The sequence below is a fragment of the Larkinella arboricola genome, from assembly GCF_003259745.1.
Classification (GTDB): Bacteria; Bacteroidota; Bacteroidia; order Cytophagales; family Spirosomataceae; genus Larkinella; species Larkinella arboricola.
This window is the reverse complement of the sequence record NZ_QLMC01000003.1, coordinates 561,515-577,575: the sequence shown is the minus strand read 5'-3', so window position 1 is coordinate 577,575 and position 16,061 is coordinate 561,515. Positions and strand designations below refer to the sequence as shown.

Annotated in this window: 15 protein-coding genes; 10 read left to right on the top strand and 5 right to left on the bottom strand. The window is 50.7% G+C overall.

Features of this window, described 5'->3' with window-relative positions; all coding sequences use genetic code 11:
- Positions 1-76 precede the first annotated feature (76 nt).
- The 7 genes from LX87_RS13785 (at position 77) to LX87_RS13755 (ending at position 9,172) form a co-directional block, all read left to right on the top strand.
- Positions 77-1,468, top strand: coding sequence for an NADH-quinone oxidoreductase subunit N (locus LX87_RS13785; RefSeq protein WP_111628814.1), 1,392 nt, complete (start codon positions 77-79; stop codon positions 1,466-1,468).
- Between the two features lie 101 nt (positions 1,469-1,569).
- Complete coding sequence (locus tag LX87_RS13780) at positions 1,570-2,055, top strand: GtrA family protein (RefSeq protein WP_111628813.1); 486 nt, start codon at positions 1,570-1,572, stop codon at positions 2,053-2,055.
- Between the two features lie 125 nt (positions 2,056-2,180).
- A complete protein-coding gene (locus tag LX87_RS13775; protein ID WP_111628812.1) occupies positions 2,181-2,378 on the top strand; it encodes a hypothetical protein in 198 nt (65 codons plus the stop codon).
- A 71-nt stretch (positions 2,379-2,449) separates the two neighbouring features.
- Complete coding sequence (locus tag LX87_RS13770) at positions 2,450-3,052, top strand: SprT-like domain-containing protein (RefSeq protein WP_111629198.1); 603 nt, start codon at positions 2,450-2,452, stop codon at positions 3,050-3,052.
- A complete protein-coding gene (gene porU, locus LX87_RS13765) occupies positions 3,027-6,449 on the top strand; it encodes a type IX secretion system sortase PorU (RefSeq protein ID WP_111628811.1) in 3,423 nt (1,140 codons plus the stop codon). The genes LX87_RS13770 and porU overlap by 26 nt, the downstream gene beginning before the upstream one ends.
- Positions 6,450-6,563: 114 nt before the next feature.
- Positions 6,564-7,817, top strand: coding sequence for a type IX secretion system outer membrane channel protein PorV (porV, locus tag LX87_RS13760; protein WP_146624484.1), 1,254 nt, complete (start codon positions 6,564-6,566; stop codon positions 7,815-7,817).
- A 71-nt stretch (positions 7,818-7,888) separates the two neighbouring features.
- Positions 7,889-9,172: a M16 family metallopeptidase gene (locus LX87_RS13755; RefSeq protein WP_111628810.1), complete on the top strand. Its 1,284-nt coding sequence runs from the start codon at positions 7,889-7,891 to the stop codon at positions 9,170-9,172.
- A gap of 55 nt (positions 9,173-9,227) precedes the next feature.
- Here LX87_RS13755 and LX87_RS13750 read toward each other — a convergent pair whose 3' ends face one another.
- Together LX87_RS13750 and LX87_RS13745 are read right to left on the bottom strand one after the other, a co-directional pair.
- Complete coding sequence (locus LX87_RS13750) at positions 9,228-10,145, bottom strand: PfkB family carbohydrate kinase (protein ID WP_111628809.1); 918 nt, start codon at positions 10,143-10,145, stop codon at positions 9,228-9,230.
- A gap of 91 nt (positions 10,146-10,236) precedes the next feature.
- On the bottom strand, positions 10,237-11,421 hold the full coding sequence (locus tag LX87_RS13745) for a GNAT family N-acetyltransferase (RefSeq protein WP_111628808.1): 1,185 nt from the start codon (positions 11,419-11,421) through the stop codon (positions 10,237-10,239).
- A 175-nt stretch (positions 11,422-11,596) separates the two neighbouring features.
- Here LX87_RS13745 and cysS point away from each other — a divergent pair, with 175 nt between their 5' ends.
- The 3 genes from cysS to LX87_RS13730 all read left to right on the top strand — a co-directional run bounded on the left by cysS (position 11,597) and on the right by LX87_RS13730 (position 14,571).
- Positions 11,597-13,096 carry a cysteine--tRNA ligase gene (gene cysS / locus LX87_RS13740; RefSeq protein ID WP_111628807.1) on the top strand — a complete coding sequence of 500 codons (1,500 nt, stop codon included), beginning with the start codon at positions 11,597-11,599 and terminating at the stop codon, positions 13,094-13,096.
- 19 nt (positions 13,097-13,115) lie between these two features.
- A complete protein-coding gene (locus LX87_RS13735; protein ID WP_111628806.1) occupies positions 13,116-14,123 on the top strand; it encodes a M28 family peptidase in 1,008 nt (335 codons plus the stop codon).
- Positions 14,124-14,199: 76 nt separating this feature from the next.
- The gene (locus tag LX87_RS13730; RefSeq protein WP_211325310.1) at positions 14,200-14,571 is read left to right on the top strand and encodes a hypothetical protein; all 372 of its coding nucleotides are present in this window, start codon (positions 14,200-14,202) and stop codon (positions 14,569-14,571) included.
- A gap of 31 nt (positions 14,572-14,602) precedes the next feature.
- Here the strand turns inward: LX87_RS13730 and nadD are convergent, their stop codons facing one another.
- From nadD to LX87_RS13715, 3 genes are read right to left on the bottom strand one after another with little or no spacing between them, the layout of a single operon-like run.
- Positions 14,603-15,175 (bottom strand): nicotinate (nicotinamide) nucleotide adenylyltransferase, encoded by a 573-nt coding sequence (gene nadD / locus LX87_RS13725; RefSeq protein WP_111628805.1) that lies wholly within the window; start codon positions 15,173-15,175, stop codon positions 14,603-14,605.
- A gap of 31 nt (positions 15,176-15,206) precedes the next feature.
- Positions 15,207-15,806 (bottom strand): guanylate kinase, encoded by a 600-nt coding sequence (gene gmk / locus LX87_RS13720; RefSeq protein WP_111628804.1) that lies wholly within the window; start codon positions 15,804-15,806, stop codon positions 15,207-15,209.
- A 3-nt stretch (positions 15,807-15,809) separates the two neighbouring features.
- On the bottom strand, positions 15,810-16,046 hold the full coding sequence (locus LX87_RS13715) for a zf-HC2 domain-containing protein (protein ID WP_111629195.1): 237 nt from the start codon (positions 16,044-16,046) through the stop codon (positions 15,810-15,812).
- Between the last annotated feature and the right edge of the window lie 15 nt (positions 16,047-16,061).

Below are 16,061 nucleotides of genomic sequence, written 5' to 3'. Positions count from 1 at the left end.
GTTCAGGACTGTTCCCGTTTTGATTTCAGACGTTACCCGTTAAACCGTAAACCTTATAGCTCAAACGATCTAAAATATGCTTTCGATTATACTCCTGTCTGTATTTGGAATCGTGCTGTTGTACCTGGGCTTCCTTAAATCCCGGGCGGTTCTATTACCGGCTACCTTGCTGGCTCTGCTGATCGCGCTGGGGGCCGTATTCACGGAGTGGAACAAATCGTATCTCTATTTTGGAGATATGCTGCTGATGAGTAATCTGGCCATTTTGTTTACAAGCATCGTTCTGGTATCGGCGTTTATGGTGGTATCGCTCTCCGGCGATTTTCTGGAAGATGAGGCAGCGCAGCCAGCGGAATATTACGCCATCCTGCTTTTTTCGATTGTGGGTGCCATCATGATGATTGCATTCGAAAACCTGATCATGCTCTTTGTTGGCGTCGAGATTCTGTCGGTATCCATGTACATCCTGACGGGCAGCGACAAGCGGAACTTACGGTCGAACGAAGCGGCTTTGAAGTACCTTCTGATGGGGTCATTCGCAACGGGGATCCTGCTGTTTGGGATGGCGTTGCTGTACGGTGCGGCTGGTTCATTTACATTAACCGACATTAAAGCCTATGTTATGCTGGCGCAGGGACGTCCGTCGCTGCTGCTGTATATGGGTGTTCTGATGGTACTGATCGGTATGCTGTTTAAAGTATCGGCGGCTCCTTTCCACTTCTGGACGCCCGACGTATACGAAGGGGCCCCCACCTTGTTTACGGCTTTCATGTCAACGGTGGTAAAAACGGCTGGTTTTGCGGCTTTGCTGCAATTGCTCTCGTTTACATTCGAGTCTATCTACGGTTTCTGGTGGGTCATTCTGGCGGCTATTACGGCGCTGACGCTGCTGATCGGAAACCTGACGGCGGCTTACCAGAACAGTTTTAAGCGTATGATGGCCTATTCGAGTATATCTCACGCGGGCTATCTGCTGATTGGTCTGGTGGCCTTGGGCCAGCAATCCAAACCGGCGCTGGTCTTTTATTCGCTGGCTTATTCGATATCCACCATTGCCGCATTCGGTATTCTGCTCATCGTGGCCAAACAGCGCACGGTTGACGGACGGCCCGACGATACGTATACGGCTTTTAACGGATTATCTCGGCAAAATCCGTTACTTGCGTTCGTTCTGGCCGTCTCAATGTTATCGCTGGCTGGTATTCCGCTTACGGCGGGCTTCTGGGGTAAATTCATGGTGTTCTCGGCCGCTATTGATAAAGGAATGGTCTGGATTCTGGTGCTGGCAGTACTGATGTCGGCGGTCGGGATCTATTACTACTTCCGGGTTGTCATTGCGATGTACTTCCGGGAAGGGACCTCAACCCGTATTCAGGTGGCACCCTTTTACCGGTTTGTTCTGATTGCGGCTACCGTTATCACCATCGTTTTAGGTCTTATTCCAGGACTATTCCAGGATTTATTATGAGTTCAGCGGAGCCATTTACTCGAAAACGTCTGGTAAACAAAGATCCAAGAGCGTAGTTCTTTACCTTTGAATATTCAGACAAACAAAAATCCCGGCACCAAGTGATCAGTGTGAAAGAACGTGGACGTAAAACAAAGGAGGTAAAAAGTTTTTTTACGTTCTTTCTAACGGCGCTTTTAGGAGCAACGGTCAACTTTGTGTCTCAGATTATTTACCGCGAATATTTCAATTTTGATACCAGCGTACTGTTAGGCTATCTGACAGCAACGGTTGTTAGTTTTCTCCCCACCAAAAATTACGCTTTTTCTGCCAAAGGGACCGGCAATATGGGCCGCGAAATGATCAAGTTTCTGGTCATTGCTCTGGTAGCCTGGGGCGTGCAGGTGGGCATGGCCGTCGCGACACTGAAGTGGGTGGCAAATCCCTATTTCTCCAATTTATCGTTGTTTTGGCGCGAAAAGATTTCGCACGTTGTGGGTATGGGATTCAGCTTTCTGGCAAATTATTTCGGACATAAATTACTGACGTTTCGCAGTACCGGGATGTACGATAAGTTCAAAGCGCGTTCCCATCGACACATGGAATAAATACCAGTGTGAATGTGATAATTAAAGGGCTTTTCTATATTTTTTCGGTTGAGAGCTAGGACGTTATTGTATTTTTTGATTTTGTGTTAAATTTGAGGCTCAAACCTTAAACGCCCCGCGACGAAATGAAAAAAGTACTAGCTCTTCTATTTGTAGGTAGCATGCTTACCTTTGCTGCCTGCCAAAGCAAACCGAAAACTGAAGAAACAACTTCAACGGCTGCTGACTCTACGGCAACAATGTCAACCGACAGCAGCACAATGGCTACTGACAGCGCAACCGCTGCTCCGGCCGACAGCGCTGCTGCTGATACGACGAAGTAATCAGCCGGTCTGAAAACGAATTGATAAAAAAGCCCTATCTTTAGGATAGGGCTTTTTTGTTTGCCGTGCGAATGCAAGAACGATTGATCTTTGAAAAATACCTGCCGGGCAATGCCGTTACGTATTGCCATGACTTGTGGAAAAACCATTCTTTTCTGTTTCTCGTCTCGCGCCCCCGAAAGACGAAGCTGGGCGATTTTCGGGCGGAGCCGGGAAAAGGAGTTACAATTACCGTTAACAACGATTTAAATCCGTACGCCTTTCTGATTACCTACCTGCACGAAGTAGCTCACCTGCTGGTGTATCAGCGTTACCGGCGTGTGAGCCAACCCCACGGTCCGGCCTGGCAAAAAGCCTTCCGCGATGTGATGCAACCCGTCCTGCACGAAGCGGTTTTTCCGGCGGCCGTCCTGACGCCATTGAAAGACTATCTGCGCAGTCCGGCGGCTTCGACCGGAGCGCATTCGGGACTAACCCGGGCGTTGCGGCAATTTGATGTGCAACCCACCGGGAAGCAATTGCTGATTGAGATGCCGGAGGGAGAAACGTTTCGTTTTTTACAGAAAGAATACATCCGGGGTATGAAACGACGAACTCGCGTCGTTTGTACAGAGAAAGTGACGGGTCTGAAAGTGTCAATTTGGGCGCATGTTTGGGTGGAAAAAGCGGAATAACTACGAGTTAGCGGTTTGGCTATTCCTGATCGGATGCGGGCTGAAAGGCTGGGCGCAACAGTCGGTATTGGCCGAAGGCCCGTGGCTGAAAATTGGGATTACAAAAACCGGTGTTTATAAGCTGGATGCGGCTTTTTTTGCCGGGGCGGGTATTGGCCTTTCCGCGCTCGATCCGCGTACCATCCAGTTATTTGGCAACGGCGGTGCTGCCTTGCCGCAGGCCAACGACAAAAGCCGTCCGCACGGTCTGCTGGAAAACGCCGTCTGGGTGACCGGCGAAACCGATGGCCGTTTCGATGCCGGGGATGCCGTTTATTTTTTCGCCGAAAGCCCGCATCCGATTTACTACGACTCAACGGCCCGACGTTTCACGCACCAGATCAATCCTTACACCGACACCACGTACTATTTTGTCACTTTCGGACAGAAAACCGGTAAACGAATCGCTACGCAGCCAACAGTTCCGCCCTCCGGTGCGGTGATTACCGAATTTGACGATTATACATTCTACAAACCCGCGGGCGAAATGACCAACCTCGTTCGGTCAGGGCGGGAGTGGCTGGAATACCTCGGCATTGGAACGGAAAAGACGGTTTCCTTCAACCTGCCCGGGATTGTTCCTAATTCAACGGCTCTGATTACCTCCGAAGTGGCCGGGCGCGCCCTGATCAATACGCAGTTTCAGTTGAAATGGGGCACCCAAGCCCTCGGTACGCAGGATATTGAAAGCGTTACGGATTACACGTACGACCGCAAAGGCCGTTTGAACCGCCGGACGTTTTCGGTAACACCCGCTTCGGTGGAAAGTCCGGTCCGTCTGGCGCTGGCGTACGATAAATCCGGGCAGGGCTATTTGCAAAATCTGGCCCTTCAGACCCGGCGTGAGCTTCGGTGGTATGATCAACCGTTTCTTTTCCGCTCGCTCCAGGCGGCTGGACAGAAGACCGTGCAGTACCGGATTCAGCAGGCCAATGCCGCCATGCAGGTGTGGGATGTTACCAACCGGCAAATACCGGTATCTATGATGGTTACACTTTCTGATAAGCAGGAGGGAACCCTGGCGGCTGAAGGAAACCGGCTGCGCGAGTACCTGCTCTTTTCACCGGAACAGGCCTCTGCACCCGATGTTGTAACCGCCGTCAGTAAGCAGGATTTGCAGAGCCGCGAAACGCCGGATCTGTTGATTGTCACCCCGGCAACCTGGCGGGTTCAGGCGGAGCGGCTGGCCGATTTTCGCCGAACGAACGATAAGCTGGACGTGTGGGTGGTCAGTTCGCAGGAGGTCTATAACGAGTTTGCTTCCGGCCAGCCGGACCCCACGGCCATCCGGGATTTTGCCCGGCTGCTGTACCGCCGGACGCCCGGTAAGCTGAAATACCTGCTGCTTTTTGGCGATGCTACCTTCGATTACAAAAATTACACAAAGCTTCTGACACCGGCCCAGTTGGCCCAGACCGTGCCCACGTATGAAAGCCGGGAGTCGATGCATCCGGTGTTGAGTTATAGTTCTGACGACTACTTTGGTTTTCTGGAAGCGGCTGAGGGCGAATGGAACGAAGATTTTTCGGGGGATCACACGCTCGATATTGGCGTTGGACGGCTGCCCGTCAAGTCTGCGGAAGAAGCCCGGACGGTGGTGGATAAACTAATTCGGTATGCAACAACGGGTAAGCTGCCGGGCGACTGGCAAACGAAAATTGCCTTCGTAGCTGACGATGGCGACCGTGATTTTCCGAATATTCACCAAACGGATGCCGACCGGCTGGCGCAGCTGATTTCAACCGGCCACTCGCCCTTTCGGGCTGAAAAGCTTTATCTGGATAGCTTTGTTCAGGAAACCGGCGCGAGTGGCCAAAAGGCTCCGGTGGTGAACCAGGCCATTACAAAAGCCCTGAACGATGGGCGATTGATCGTTAATTACACCGGCCACGGCGGAGAAACCGGCTGGGCGGAAGAGCAGGTTGTTACGTTGCAGGATATCCTGAGCTGGAGAAACCAGCGGCTTCCGGTATTCGTGACGGCCACCTGTCAATTTGGGCGTTACGATGATCCGGGACTGACATCCGGTGCCGAATTGGCGTTGCTTAATCCCCTTGGGGGTGGGATCGCCCTGCTGACAACGGCCCGACCCGTGTACGCCAGCACGAATTATTTATTGAATAACGCCTTTTATGAAGCGCTCGCCCGGAACACGGCGGAAGGGGCGCCCCGGCTGGGCGATCTGATCCGGCTTACCAAAAACAATAGCCTCAGCGGAAGCCTGAACCGGAATTTTACGCTCCTGGGTGATCCTTCCATGCAACTGGCTTATCCGCCAGCCCAAGCTGTTTTGACACGCATCAATGGGAAAGTTACGGGCTCAAAAGCGGATACCCTCCGGGCGCTGGAAACCGTTCGGCTGGAAGGAGAAATTCAGCAGGGCGGATCGCTGGTAAGCCGGTTTAACGGACAGGTAAAAATTACGCTTTTCGACAAAGCCGATACGCTGACCACCAATGGAACGGAGTATAGCCCGCCCATGCGTTACACCGAATACCGGAGTCCGCTGTATACCGGGCAGGTTCGGGTGCAGAACGGGAAGTTTGTGGGCCAGTTTGTGCTGCCGAAAGATCTCGATTACCGGTTTGGGCAGGGGAAAGTGTTTCTTTACGCCGTTCCGTCGGATAGTCTGGTAGAAGCCGCCGGGAGCTACGATAACATATTGATTGGTGGCAGCAGTCCTAGTGCAACGGCCGATACCAGGCCCCCGGTTATTAAATTGTATATAAATGATACCACATTTACAGACGGTGGAACGGTTTCCGGACCCCTTAATACATTAATTGTCAGACTAAGTGATGAGAATGGCATCAATATTGCCCGTAATGGTATAGGTCACGAATTGGTGCTTTGGCTGAATGACGAAACACCGGTGATTGTGAATGAGTACTACGTAACCGATACAGATGATTACCGGCGCGGGACGGTCCGATATGTCTGGAAAAATTTGCCACCCGGCGCCTATACCGTTCGGTTAAAAGCGTGGGATGTTTACAATAATCCGGCTGAAAGCTCGTTGAAATTTATAGTTTCCGAACAACCGGCCCTGGTCATGCGGTCGGTTGCAGTAACACCCAACCCATTTCAGGAACAAACCAACTTCCGGATCGAACATAACCGTCCGGGCGACGAGTTGGAAACCACACTAATGATTGCGGATTTGAGCGGACGAATTGTGAACGAGCGCGTTTATCAATGTTCTGATTGCGAGACACCCCTGACCGGATTAACCTGGAACGGAGCCATGGCCAGCGGAGCGGCTGTACAGCGCGGGGTCTACGTATACCGGCTTATAATGCGTTCAAAGTCGGACGGTTCAATAGCAACGTATGTGGGCAAGTTGCTCTACATTAGATAGTTATAAAAATATATTCCAGACTAACTTTTATATTAAATTTTAAACATTGTACATTTGCCGTTCCTGCGGTAATTACCAACGAACGCGCAATTCGGGAGTTAATTAACCTCATTTATGATACGTACCTTATCGTCTATTTGTTTACTCGGTTGCCTGTCACTTCCTCTTTTTTCAAACGCCCAGGTTGGTGGGGGCCTGTTGGGGCAGGATACAACGGCTTTCCGGATTCCACAAACGGCTGTACCGTTCGTGACATTCACCCCTGACGCGCGTAGTGCTGGTTTGGGAGAAGCCGGGGTGGCACTGAGTGCTGATGCCAACGCCATTTTCTGGAACCCGGCAAAGCTGGTCTTTGCTCCGAAGGACCAAGGGGTGGCGTTATCCTATACGCCCTGGCTACGCAGTATTGGCGTTGATGATATGTTTTTTACGTATCTGTCAGGGTATAAAAAGGTGAGCAAGAACGACGTGATTGGTCTTTCGCTCCTGTATTTTGATATGGGGACCATCGATTTTACCACTGTTCTGGGGCAGCCAGCAGGTTCGTTCAATTCAAGAGAATACGCCCTTACGGCTTCCTATTCGCGTCGGTTGTTTCAGAACTTCTCGATGGGCGTCAACCTGAAATATCTTAACTCAAACCTTGCCGGGAACTACTCCGTGAACGGAATGTCGCTGAAACCGGCTTCTACGGCGGCTTTTGATATCAGTGCCTTCTATCAGAACGAGGTTCGGGATGATATTACCGGTAAAGGGCTGAAATGGGCATTTGGTGGTATTATTTCCAATATCGGTGGCAAGGTCAATTACGGGAGTACAACGGAGCGGACGCCTATCCCGACCAACCTTAAAATAGGAACGGCTCTGACGCTGTATACGGATAAATTCAACCACTTTAATTTTGCCTTCGATCTGAATAAGCTGATGGTACCGACTCCGCCGGTCTATCAAACAGTTGGTGGGGCCGTTCAGTACAATCAGAATGGTGAGCCGATTATTGCACAGGGTAAAAATCCGAACCGGCCCACGTTGAGTTCGATCTTTGGTTCCTTCTCGGATGCTCCCGGCGGTTTCTCGGAGGAGTTGAAAGAAATCAACATTGCAACCGGGATTGAATACTGGTATAACGAACAATTTGCGGCCCGGGTGGGTTACTATCACGAACCCCGCGTGAAAGGTGATCGTAAATTCTTTACCACCGGTCTTGGTATCCGTCTGCAACAGCAATACGGTATTGACTTCGCCTATATGATTCCGGTTACTCAGGGCAGTCCGCTGGCGCAAACATTCCGGATTTCGCTCATTATTGATGTGAACAAAAAAGCCCGCTCAGCCGAAGATATTGAAGACAGCGACGATCTGAGATAAAAAATAAAGACTAGTAAATTGGCGATGGCATTTCTTCGGAAGTGCCATTCTTTTTTTCGCTTACCTGCACAATGGAAGTCATAGACAGAACCGAAGCCCCTGATTACAAACGGATTGAAGAAGTTAAAGTCCCCGCTATTGCAACCCAAACGCTGGACAACGGCCAGCCGGTCTACTGGATCAACGCTGGTCAGCAGCCGGTGATCCGGCTGGAAATTATTTTTGAAGCCGGAGCCTGGTATGAGCCGATTGCGGGGGTATCGTCACTGGCCATGAAGATGCTCGCCGAGGGAACCCGTTCGCATACATCGGCGCAAATCAGCGAATATTTTGATCGGTACGGTGCTTTTCTGGAGCTACATAGCGGGACAAACCGGGCCAGTCTGATGGTTTACGGCCTGACGAAGCACCTGCCTGCCATTCTTCCCATGATTCAGGAGATGCTGACGGATTCGGTCATTCCGGAAAAAGAACTGAACCACCAGAAGAACATTGCCATCCAGAATCTGCGGGTCAATCTGGAGAAAAATAACTTTGTAGCCGGGCGGCTGATCCGGGAAAAGGTTTTTGGCAAAAGACACCCGTATGGACAGCACCAATATCCGGAGACCCTGGAAACCATTCAGCGAGATTCGGTCGAAACCTTCTACCAGCAGCAGATTCGCCAGCGTCCTTTCCGGGTTGTAGCAGCTGGGCACGTGACCGAGACGGAAATTGCCTTACTTAACCAGTACTTCGGCCAACAGTCAGTCGAGCCGGTGCTTTCGGTTAACGGAACAGATAAAAATGTGGTGAGCGATTTCACCCCGGCGCTGATCGAGAAGGCAGACAGTCTGCAATCGTCCATCCGGCTGGGGCGGTTGCTGTTTACCCGCGAACACCCCGATTACTTTCCGGTACTGGTACTGAATGAGGTGCTGGGCGGTTATTTCGGCTCGCGGCTGATGAAGAATATCCGGGAGGAAAAAGGGTTTACCTACGGTATCTGGTCGAATCTGTCGATGTTTCCGAAAGAAGGCTCTTTGTTAATCGGCACCGATGTCAAGCGCGAGAATACCCAGCAGACACTCGACGAGATCTGGAAGGAAATCCGGCAGTTGCGCGACGAACCGGTTCCGGAAAGCGAGCTGGAAACCGTCCGCAACTACATGGCAGGCTCTTATGTCGGTTCGCTGAACACGCCCTTTGAAATTGCCGACCGGTATAAAATGGTTTTGTTTGACGGCCTGCCCGCCGATTACATCAGCACATACATTAATCGGATCCAGGCCGTTACGGCTGGGCAGGTTCAGGAAATGGCGAACCGGTATTTACCCGATGGTTCGCTGGTTGAGGTAGTGGTAGGAGGGAAGTAAACTTTTGTATAGGGATTACGGGAATTGAAACGGTTCCCGTAATCCCTAACAAGATCTAAGCAATCTCAAACGTCGACAGTTGCACGAACCGGGCAACCCGTTCGTTGATTTCGTCGGGTGTCAGGTTGAAAAGCCGTTCGGCACCGAATTTTTCGACGCAGAAGGACGCCATCGCGGAACCGTAGATGATGCCACGCTTCATGTCGTTGAACGAAACATTACCGGTGCTGGCCAGATAGCCAATGAAACCGCCCGCAAACGTATCGCCCGCGCCGGTGGGGTCAAATACTTCTTCCAGAGGGAGTGCCGGAGCAAAAAAGATGCTGGTGCCGTGGAAAAGCAGCGCACCGTGTTCCCCTTTCTTGATGATAACCGTTTCGGGGCCCATTGCCTGGATGGCAGCCGCAGCCTTTACCAGCGAATACTGGCCGGATAGCTGACGCGCTTCTTCGTCGTTGATGGTAATGACATCCACCAGCTTGATTACTTCCATCAGATCATCCCAGGCGCTGTCCATCCAGAAGTTCATGGTATCGAGCACGATGAGTTTCGGGCGGTTGGGCAGCCGTTCAATAACCTGTTTCTGAATAGCGGGTGCGGTGTTGCCCAGCATCAGAAATTCGCAATCACCGTATTGATCCGGAATAACCGGATTGAAATCGCCCATGACATTGAGGTGGACCTCTACCGTGTCGCGCGTATTCATGTCGTTGTGGTATTTACCCGACCAGAAGAAGGTTTTTTCGCCCTGCCGGATTTCCAGCCCTGCCGTATCCACACCGCGGTTTTTCAGGATATCAATCATTTCCTGCGGGAAGTCGTCGCCAACAACCGCTACCAGATTATTTTTATTTGTGAAATACGAAGCAGACAGCGTAATGTAGGTGGCGGCCCCGCCGATGATTTTATCGGTTTTGCCGAAAGGCGTTTCCAGCGCGTCAAAGGCTACTGATCCAACGGTTAATAAACTCATGCTGAATGGATAAATTCGGTTCTAGATAAACAGATTAAGCTAATAAGAGAGGGTGTTAGCTACCCAAAAGTCCGCCAAAATATTGGCTTTTTCAAATAGTTGGATGCCGTTTAAATTCTTTGGTCCGGTCGAAAAGATACCGGTAGGTGATGTGTTCCTTGTTGACCACCCCGCCCAGCATCTTGGCAAAGCGAATCATTTTGGGGTTAAAGTCGCCCACCCAGTTTAGTTCCAGTTCTTCGTACTGGTAATTTGGTCGCCAGGCAACCCGGGTAAACGCCAGCGCAATAGCCGATTCAATACCCCTGCCCTGATACTCCGGAATAATACCAAAAATAACGCCGAAAGCCTTTTTGTTGGTTTTCATGAGTTTGTGGTACAGGAATTTCAGCTTCCCAATGAGATTGAGCTTTCCATTGACATGCTTGAAAATCTGATTTAACTCCGGCAGCGTAATGAAAAAAGCGATGGGTTCTTCTTTGTGATAGCCAAACCAGATCAACTCTTCGTCCAGTATGGGCTTCATCCGTTGCATGAGCCTGCGGGATTGTTCCTCTGACATTTCCCCAACGCTCAGGTGCCGGGCCCAGGCTTTATTATAAATATACCGGAAATCGTCTGCGTACTTACTCAGTTCGGCTTTGGTAATGTGTCGAAAATCGTACGTTGGATCGTTTAGCGCGCGCATCGACCGCTCAAAAACCGATGGGTGCAAAAGATGGCGAACCCGGTCCTCCCGCATGGGCAGCAAATAGGTAAACTGCCGGAAATATTCCTGAAAACCGTAGTTCTCAAAAAAAGGCACATAATACGGTTGGGTGTACGGCATTCCGTAGGTTGGTTCCTTGTCGAAACCGTTCGCGAGCAAGCCCCACCAGCGGTCGCGCTCACCAAAATTGATCGGGCCGTCCATCGCTTCCATCCCTTTGCTCTGGAGCCACGCTTTGGCTGCATCAAAGAGTTGAAAAGCTGCTGTCTGGTCTTCAATGCATTCAAAAAAGCCCATGCCACCCGTGGGCTGGTCGTTGTTGCGGGTGGCGGTATTGCGATCAATGAAAGCCGCTATTCGGCCAATGGTCTGTTTCTGATCGTTAATCAGCAGCCACCGAATGCACTCGCCCTGCTGGAAGTACTTGTTTTTTACCGGGTCGAAAACGTCTTCGATGTCCTTGTCGAGCGGACGAATCCAGCACGGGTTATTGCGGTATAACCGAACCGGCAACTGTATGAATTCTTTTTGATAAGCAGGATTTTCTCCAACTTCAACAAGCTGCATAGGGTATGGTCGTAAGTGAAAAGTTTAGGCAACTTCCAACAAATTGTGCTCGTAGCCTGTTGCGAAGATAGGAAAAGTACCGCATTTGCCACTGATCATATTCGCTGACTTCCGCCGAACATTATGTAGATTTGTGGCTGCAAATAACCGCATTGGCGGATCGACAGACTCAAGGATGGCAACACCGACACAACCGCTGAAGTTATATAACACGCTTACCCGCCGGAAAGAACTGTTTGTGCCTATTGCGTCGCCTTACGTTGGATTGTATGTATGTGGGCCGACGGTTTACAATTTTGTGCACCTGGGCAACATTCGAACGTTCATGACCTTCGATATCCTGTTTCGCTACCTGACCTATATCGGCTATAAAGTTCGGTATGTGCGAAACATTACGGATGTCGGGCACCTGGTGGGTGACGGTGACGAGGGCGAAGACAAGATTGGCCGAATGGCGAAGCTGGAGAAAATCGAACCTATGGAAGTGGTGCAGCGCTACACCAACGATTTTCATTCCGTCACCGCGCTGTTTAACCTGAAGTCACCCAGCATCGAACCAACCGCAACGGGCCACATGGTTGAGCAGATCGAAGCTGTCCGGCTGTTGATTGATAAAGGGCTGGCCTACGAATCGAATGGTTCGGTTTATTTTGATATTGCCAACTATAACCAGCAAGGCGGTGAATACGGGAAGTTGTCGGGCCGGGTTCTGGAAGACCTGCTGAACGAAACCCGGGATCTGGATGGGCAGTCGGAAAAACGGAATCCGCTGGATTTTGCACTCTGGAAAAAAGCCGCTCCCGAACACCTCATGCGCTGGCCGTCGCCCTGGAGTAGCGGTTTTCCGGGCTGGCACCTGGAATGTACCTGTATGAGTACCAAATATTTGGGTAAACAGTTCGACATTCACGGCGGGGGGATGGATTTGAAGTTTCCGCACCACGAATGCGAAGTAGCCCAGGGAAAAAGCATTTACGGCGAAGAACCGGCCCGGTATTGGATGCACTCGAACATGCTGACGGTGAATGGGCAAAAAATGTCCAAATCGCTCGGTAACTCGTTTTTACCGTCCGAATTGATTACCGGTTCGCACTACCTGCTCGAACAGCCTTACAGCCCGATGACCGTCCGGTTTTTCATGCTGCAATCGCACTACCGAAGTACACTCGACTTCTCGAACGAAGCTCTCAAAGCCGCTCAGAAGGGGTATAAACGGCTTGCGAACGGTTTACGGATTGCCCGGACGCTGACCTATGCCGCAGCCGACGACGTGGCAGTGGATGAAAAGAAGCAGCAGGATATCCGGAAAGCCGTCGAGGATTTTTACGGTGCGCTGAATGACGATTTGAACACGGCCGTTGGCATTGCCCAGTTGTTTACGTTACTGAAGTACGTGAATATGCTGTATCTCAATCAACTCCAGCCAGCGGCTTTGGGGGAAGAGGTATTTAATCTACTGAAAGATTCGTTCCTCCAGTTTACGGAGGATGTGCTGGGGCTGCGCGAAGAAAAATCCGAAAGCAACGAGGTGCTGGCCGGTATGCTGACCTTATACCGCGAGTACAAAGAACAGAAGCAGTACGATAAAGTCGATCAGGTTCGTTCCTATTTCAAGGCGCAGGGGCTGGTGATCAAAGACATGAAGCACCGGATTGACTGGGCTTACGAAGAGTAATCTAATTTTTAGGGAAAATATGCACCTGAACAGGAAACTCATTTTCTTTTGGCTGGCGGCTGTCATAACCGTTAGCTCCTGCAAAAGCAAAAAACAGGATCAGCAGGAGGAGAGTCAGGCCACGGAGGCCAAAATGGTTCCGGCTCCGTCGTTCAATGCCGATTCAGCCTACGCCTACGTTGCTAAGCAGGTTTCGTTTGGTCCGCGGGTGCCTAATACCGATGCCCATCGGCGCTGCGGGGATTACCTGATTGCAACCCTGAAAGCATTGGGTTGCCAGGTTACGGTGCAGGAATTTACCGCCACCACGTACGATAACCTCAAACTAAACGCCCGAAACATCATTGGCAGCATCAATCCGCAGGCCCCCAAGCGGATCATGCTGGCTTCGCACTGGGATTCGCGCCCGTTTGCCGATCAGGACAGCACAAACACAAATAAAGTGAAACCCGTAATGGGTGCCAACGACGGCGCTAGTGGAGTCGGTGTTCTGCTCGAAATGGCCCGCACCATTCAACAGGCCGGAACCAAACCATCGGTGGGTATCGACTTTATTCTTTTTGATGCCGAAGACTGGGGCAATTCTGAGCAGGCCCGCGACGAATACGGTGGTTTCTGCTTGGGGTCGCAATATTGGGCGGCCAATAAACACAAGCTCGACTATGCAGCCTATTACGGTATTCTGCTGGACATGGTTGGGGCCAAAGGAGCTACCTTTCTGAAAGAAGGCAATTCCATGCAGTATGCGCCAACAGTGGTCAATACGGTTTGGGAAACGGCCAGCAAGATGGGCTATAACCAGTATTTTGTGGATACCGGTCAAGCCGGGCCCGCCATTACGGACGACCATCTGCCGGTCAATCGGGTCGCCAAGATTCCGATGATTGACATTATTCACCTGAATGTGGGCACCGGTAGTTTCTTCGAAGACTGGCATACGACCGGCGATGGACTGGACAACATTGACCCGAACACGCTCAAAGCGGTTGGTCAGGTGTTGCTGCAAACGTTGTATAATGAGCAGTAATTTTAGTCATTGCCCGATGAACAATGAACAAGTACCAACAAGGTCTCGGCGCTGGCTTCGGCGTTTCCTTTCTTTCTTGCTTCTTGCTCCTTGTGCATTCGTTATAGGAAGCTGTTCGGCTCCGCCGGATCAGCTCGGGCCGCTTGATCTGGTGAAGTGGCGCAGCGACCGCAACGGTTGCCAGGGTGTCCGGATGGGGCTAGTTAATGATTTTAAAGCCGTTCGGCAGGACTTGAAAGCGAAATCGGCCAATGAAATCGGAAAGATTCTGGGTCGTCCGGATAGCGAACTGCTGGATGATCGGAACCAGAAATTCTACATTTATTTTCTCGAAAGCGGCCCCCAATGTCAAGATCCGAAGCTAAAAACACAAAGCCGTTCGGTTGCCTTACGGATCAGTGCGATTGGTTATGTAACGGAGATTACATTTCAACGGGGCAGGCCGTGATGTCGCTAAAAAGCCTGAGTTGGTTGGTGGGTCAGCTGTAAAACTTTTTCCGCATAATAATTTCTTCAACAACGTCTGGCACCAGGTAGCGAATCGAGCGGTCGTTCCTGATGCAATCCCGGATAAACGTTGCGGAAATATCGAGCAGCGGAGCCTGAATAAATTTTACATTCGGGTGTTGTTCCAGGGGACTGGGGACGCTGTTAGGCCGTGGATACACATAAAGCCCGTAGAACTCCAGTATTTTTTCGTAATTTTTCCAATGAGGGAACTGTGCCAGATTGTCACCGCCAATAATAAGCGTGAACTGATGCTGCGGGTACTTTTCCTGAAGCCGAACGAGCGTATCAATCGTAAAGCTGGGGCGGGGCATCGAAAACTCGATATCCGTCGCTTTGAGCTTTGCGTTATCAGCAATAGCCCGTTCCACCAGATCGATCCGATCGAACTCGTGTAGCAGGCTTTTGTTTTTCTTGAACGGATTCTGGGGCGAAACTACAAACCATACCTGTTGCAGATCGGTTGAGGTAGCCATCGTATTGGCAATGATCAGGTGCCCCATGTGAACCGGGTTGAAGGACCCGAAGAATAAGCCTATTTTCATACGCGCTGATAGCCGGCGGTATTGGGCCGCATTAAATAACGGTGGCCTTTTCAGGAATAATGTTTTCCTTCAGGAAGTCGTCCGTCAGTTTCTGGGCTTTTGCCAGTGCGTCTTCCAGGTCGTCGTTTACCAGAATGACGTCAAATTCATCCTGAAAGCTCATTTCGAAGTGAACCTTGAACAGTCGTTTTGACAGGCTGTCTTCGGTTTCTGTACCGCGCCCCCTTAAACGTTGTATCAGCGTTTCCTCATCCGGTACCTTCACAAAAATAGCCAGCGCTTTATCGCCGTAGTATCGTTTGAGTTTCAGGCCACCCTGTACATCCACATCAAACAGAACGTGTTTGCCGCTGTCCCAAACGCGTTGAATCTCTGATTTTAAGGTTCCGTAAAATGCACCGACATATACCTCTTCCCACTCGACGAACTCGTCGTTATCAATTTTGTCCTTAAATTCTTCGGGAGTCAGAAAGTAGTAGTCTTTGCCATTCTGTTCGGAACGGCCCCGGCGGTCGCGGGTACAGGCGGAAATTGAAAAACCCAGATTAGAATTCGAATTCAGCAGGTGCCTGACAATGGTGGTTTTACCTGATCCGGAAGGTGCCGAAAAAATAATTAGTTTACCGTCCAATGCTTACTTGGTTATTTCTGTTCGAATAGCTGCTGCAATTTTCTCGGGGCAGCATTTCTTCTCGACTTTACCCTGCAACGCTTCCTTAATACACTTTTCGAGGTGATACATATCGATGCAGGGTTTGCAAATTTCGATATGCTGCTTGAAATGCTCTTTTTCTTCATCGGTGGCTCCCCCGTCTAGAATGGCCTGAATACGTTTCAGGCAGTCTGCCTGATGCTCGCAGGATTCTTTCATTGGGGCAGTCGCTTG

Bases quoted from the DNA above. Each gene is read 5' to 3' on its own strand.
- LX87_RS13750 (WP_111628809.1), bottom strand. From the start codon at position 10,145: ATGAGTTTATTAACCGTTGGATCAGTAGCCTTTGACGCGCTGGAAACG.
- LX87_RS13735 (WP_111628806.1), top strand. From the start codon at position 13,116: ATGCACCTGAACAGGAAACTCATTTTCTTTTGGCTGGCGGCTGTCATA.
- cysS (WP_111628807.1), top strand. From the start codon at position 11,597: ATGGCAACACCGACACAACCGCTGAAGTTATATAACACGCTTACCCGC.
- LX87_RS13715 (WP_111629195.1), bottom strand. From the start codon at position 16,046: ATGAAAGAATCCTGCGAGCATCAGGCAGACTGCCTGAAACGTATTCAG.
- nadD (WP_111628805.1), bottom strand. From the start codon at position 15,175: ATGAAAATAGGCTTATTCTTCGGGTCCTTCAACCCGGTTCACATGGGG.
- LX87_RS13745 (WP_111628808.1), bottom strand. From the start codon at position 11,421: ATGCAGCTTGTTGAAGTTGGAGAAAATCCTGCTTATCAAAAAGAATTC.
- porV (WP_146624484.1), top strand. From the start codon at position 6,564: ATGATACGTACCTTATCGTCTATTTGTTTACTCGGTTGCCTGTCACTT.
- LX87_RS13755 (WP_111628810.1), top strand. From the start codon at position 7,889: ATGGAAGTCATAGACAGAACCGAAGCCCCTGATTACAAACGGATTGAA.
- LX87_RS13770 (WP_111629198.1), top strand. From the start codon at position 2,450: ATGCAAGAACGATTGATCTTTGAAAAATACCTGCCGGGCAATGCCGTT.
- LX87_RS13785 (WP_111628814.1), top strand. From the start codon at position 77: ATGCTTTCGATTATACTCCTGTCTGTATTTGGAATCGTGCTGTTGTAC.
- porU (WP_111628811.1), top strand. From the start codon at position 3,027: ATGTTTGGGTGGAAAAAGCGGAATAACTACGAGTTAGCGGTTTGGCTA.
- LX87_RS13775 (WP_111628812.1), top strand. From the start codon at position 2,181: ATGAAAAAAGTACTAGCTCTTCTATTTGTAGGTAGCATGCTTACCTTT.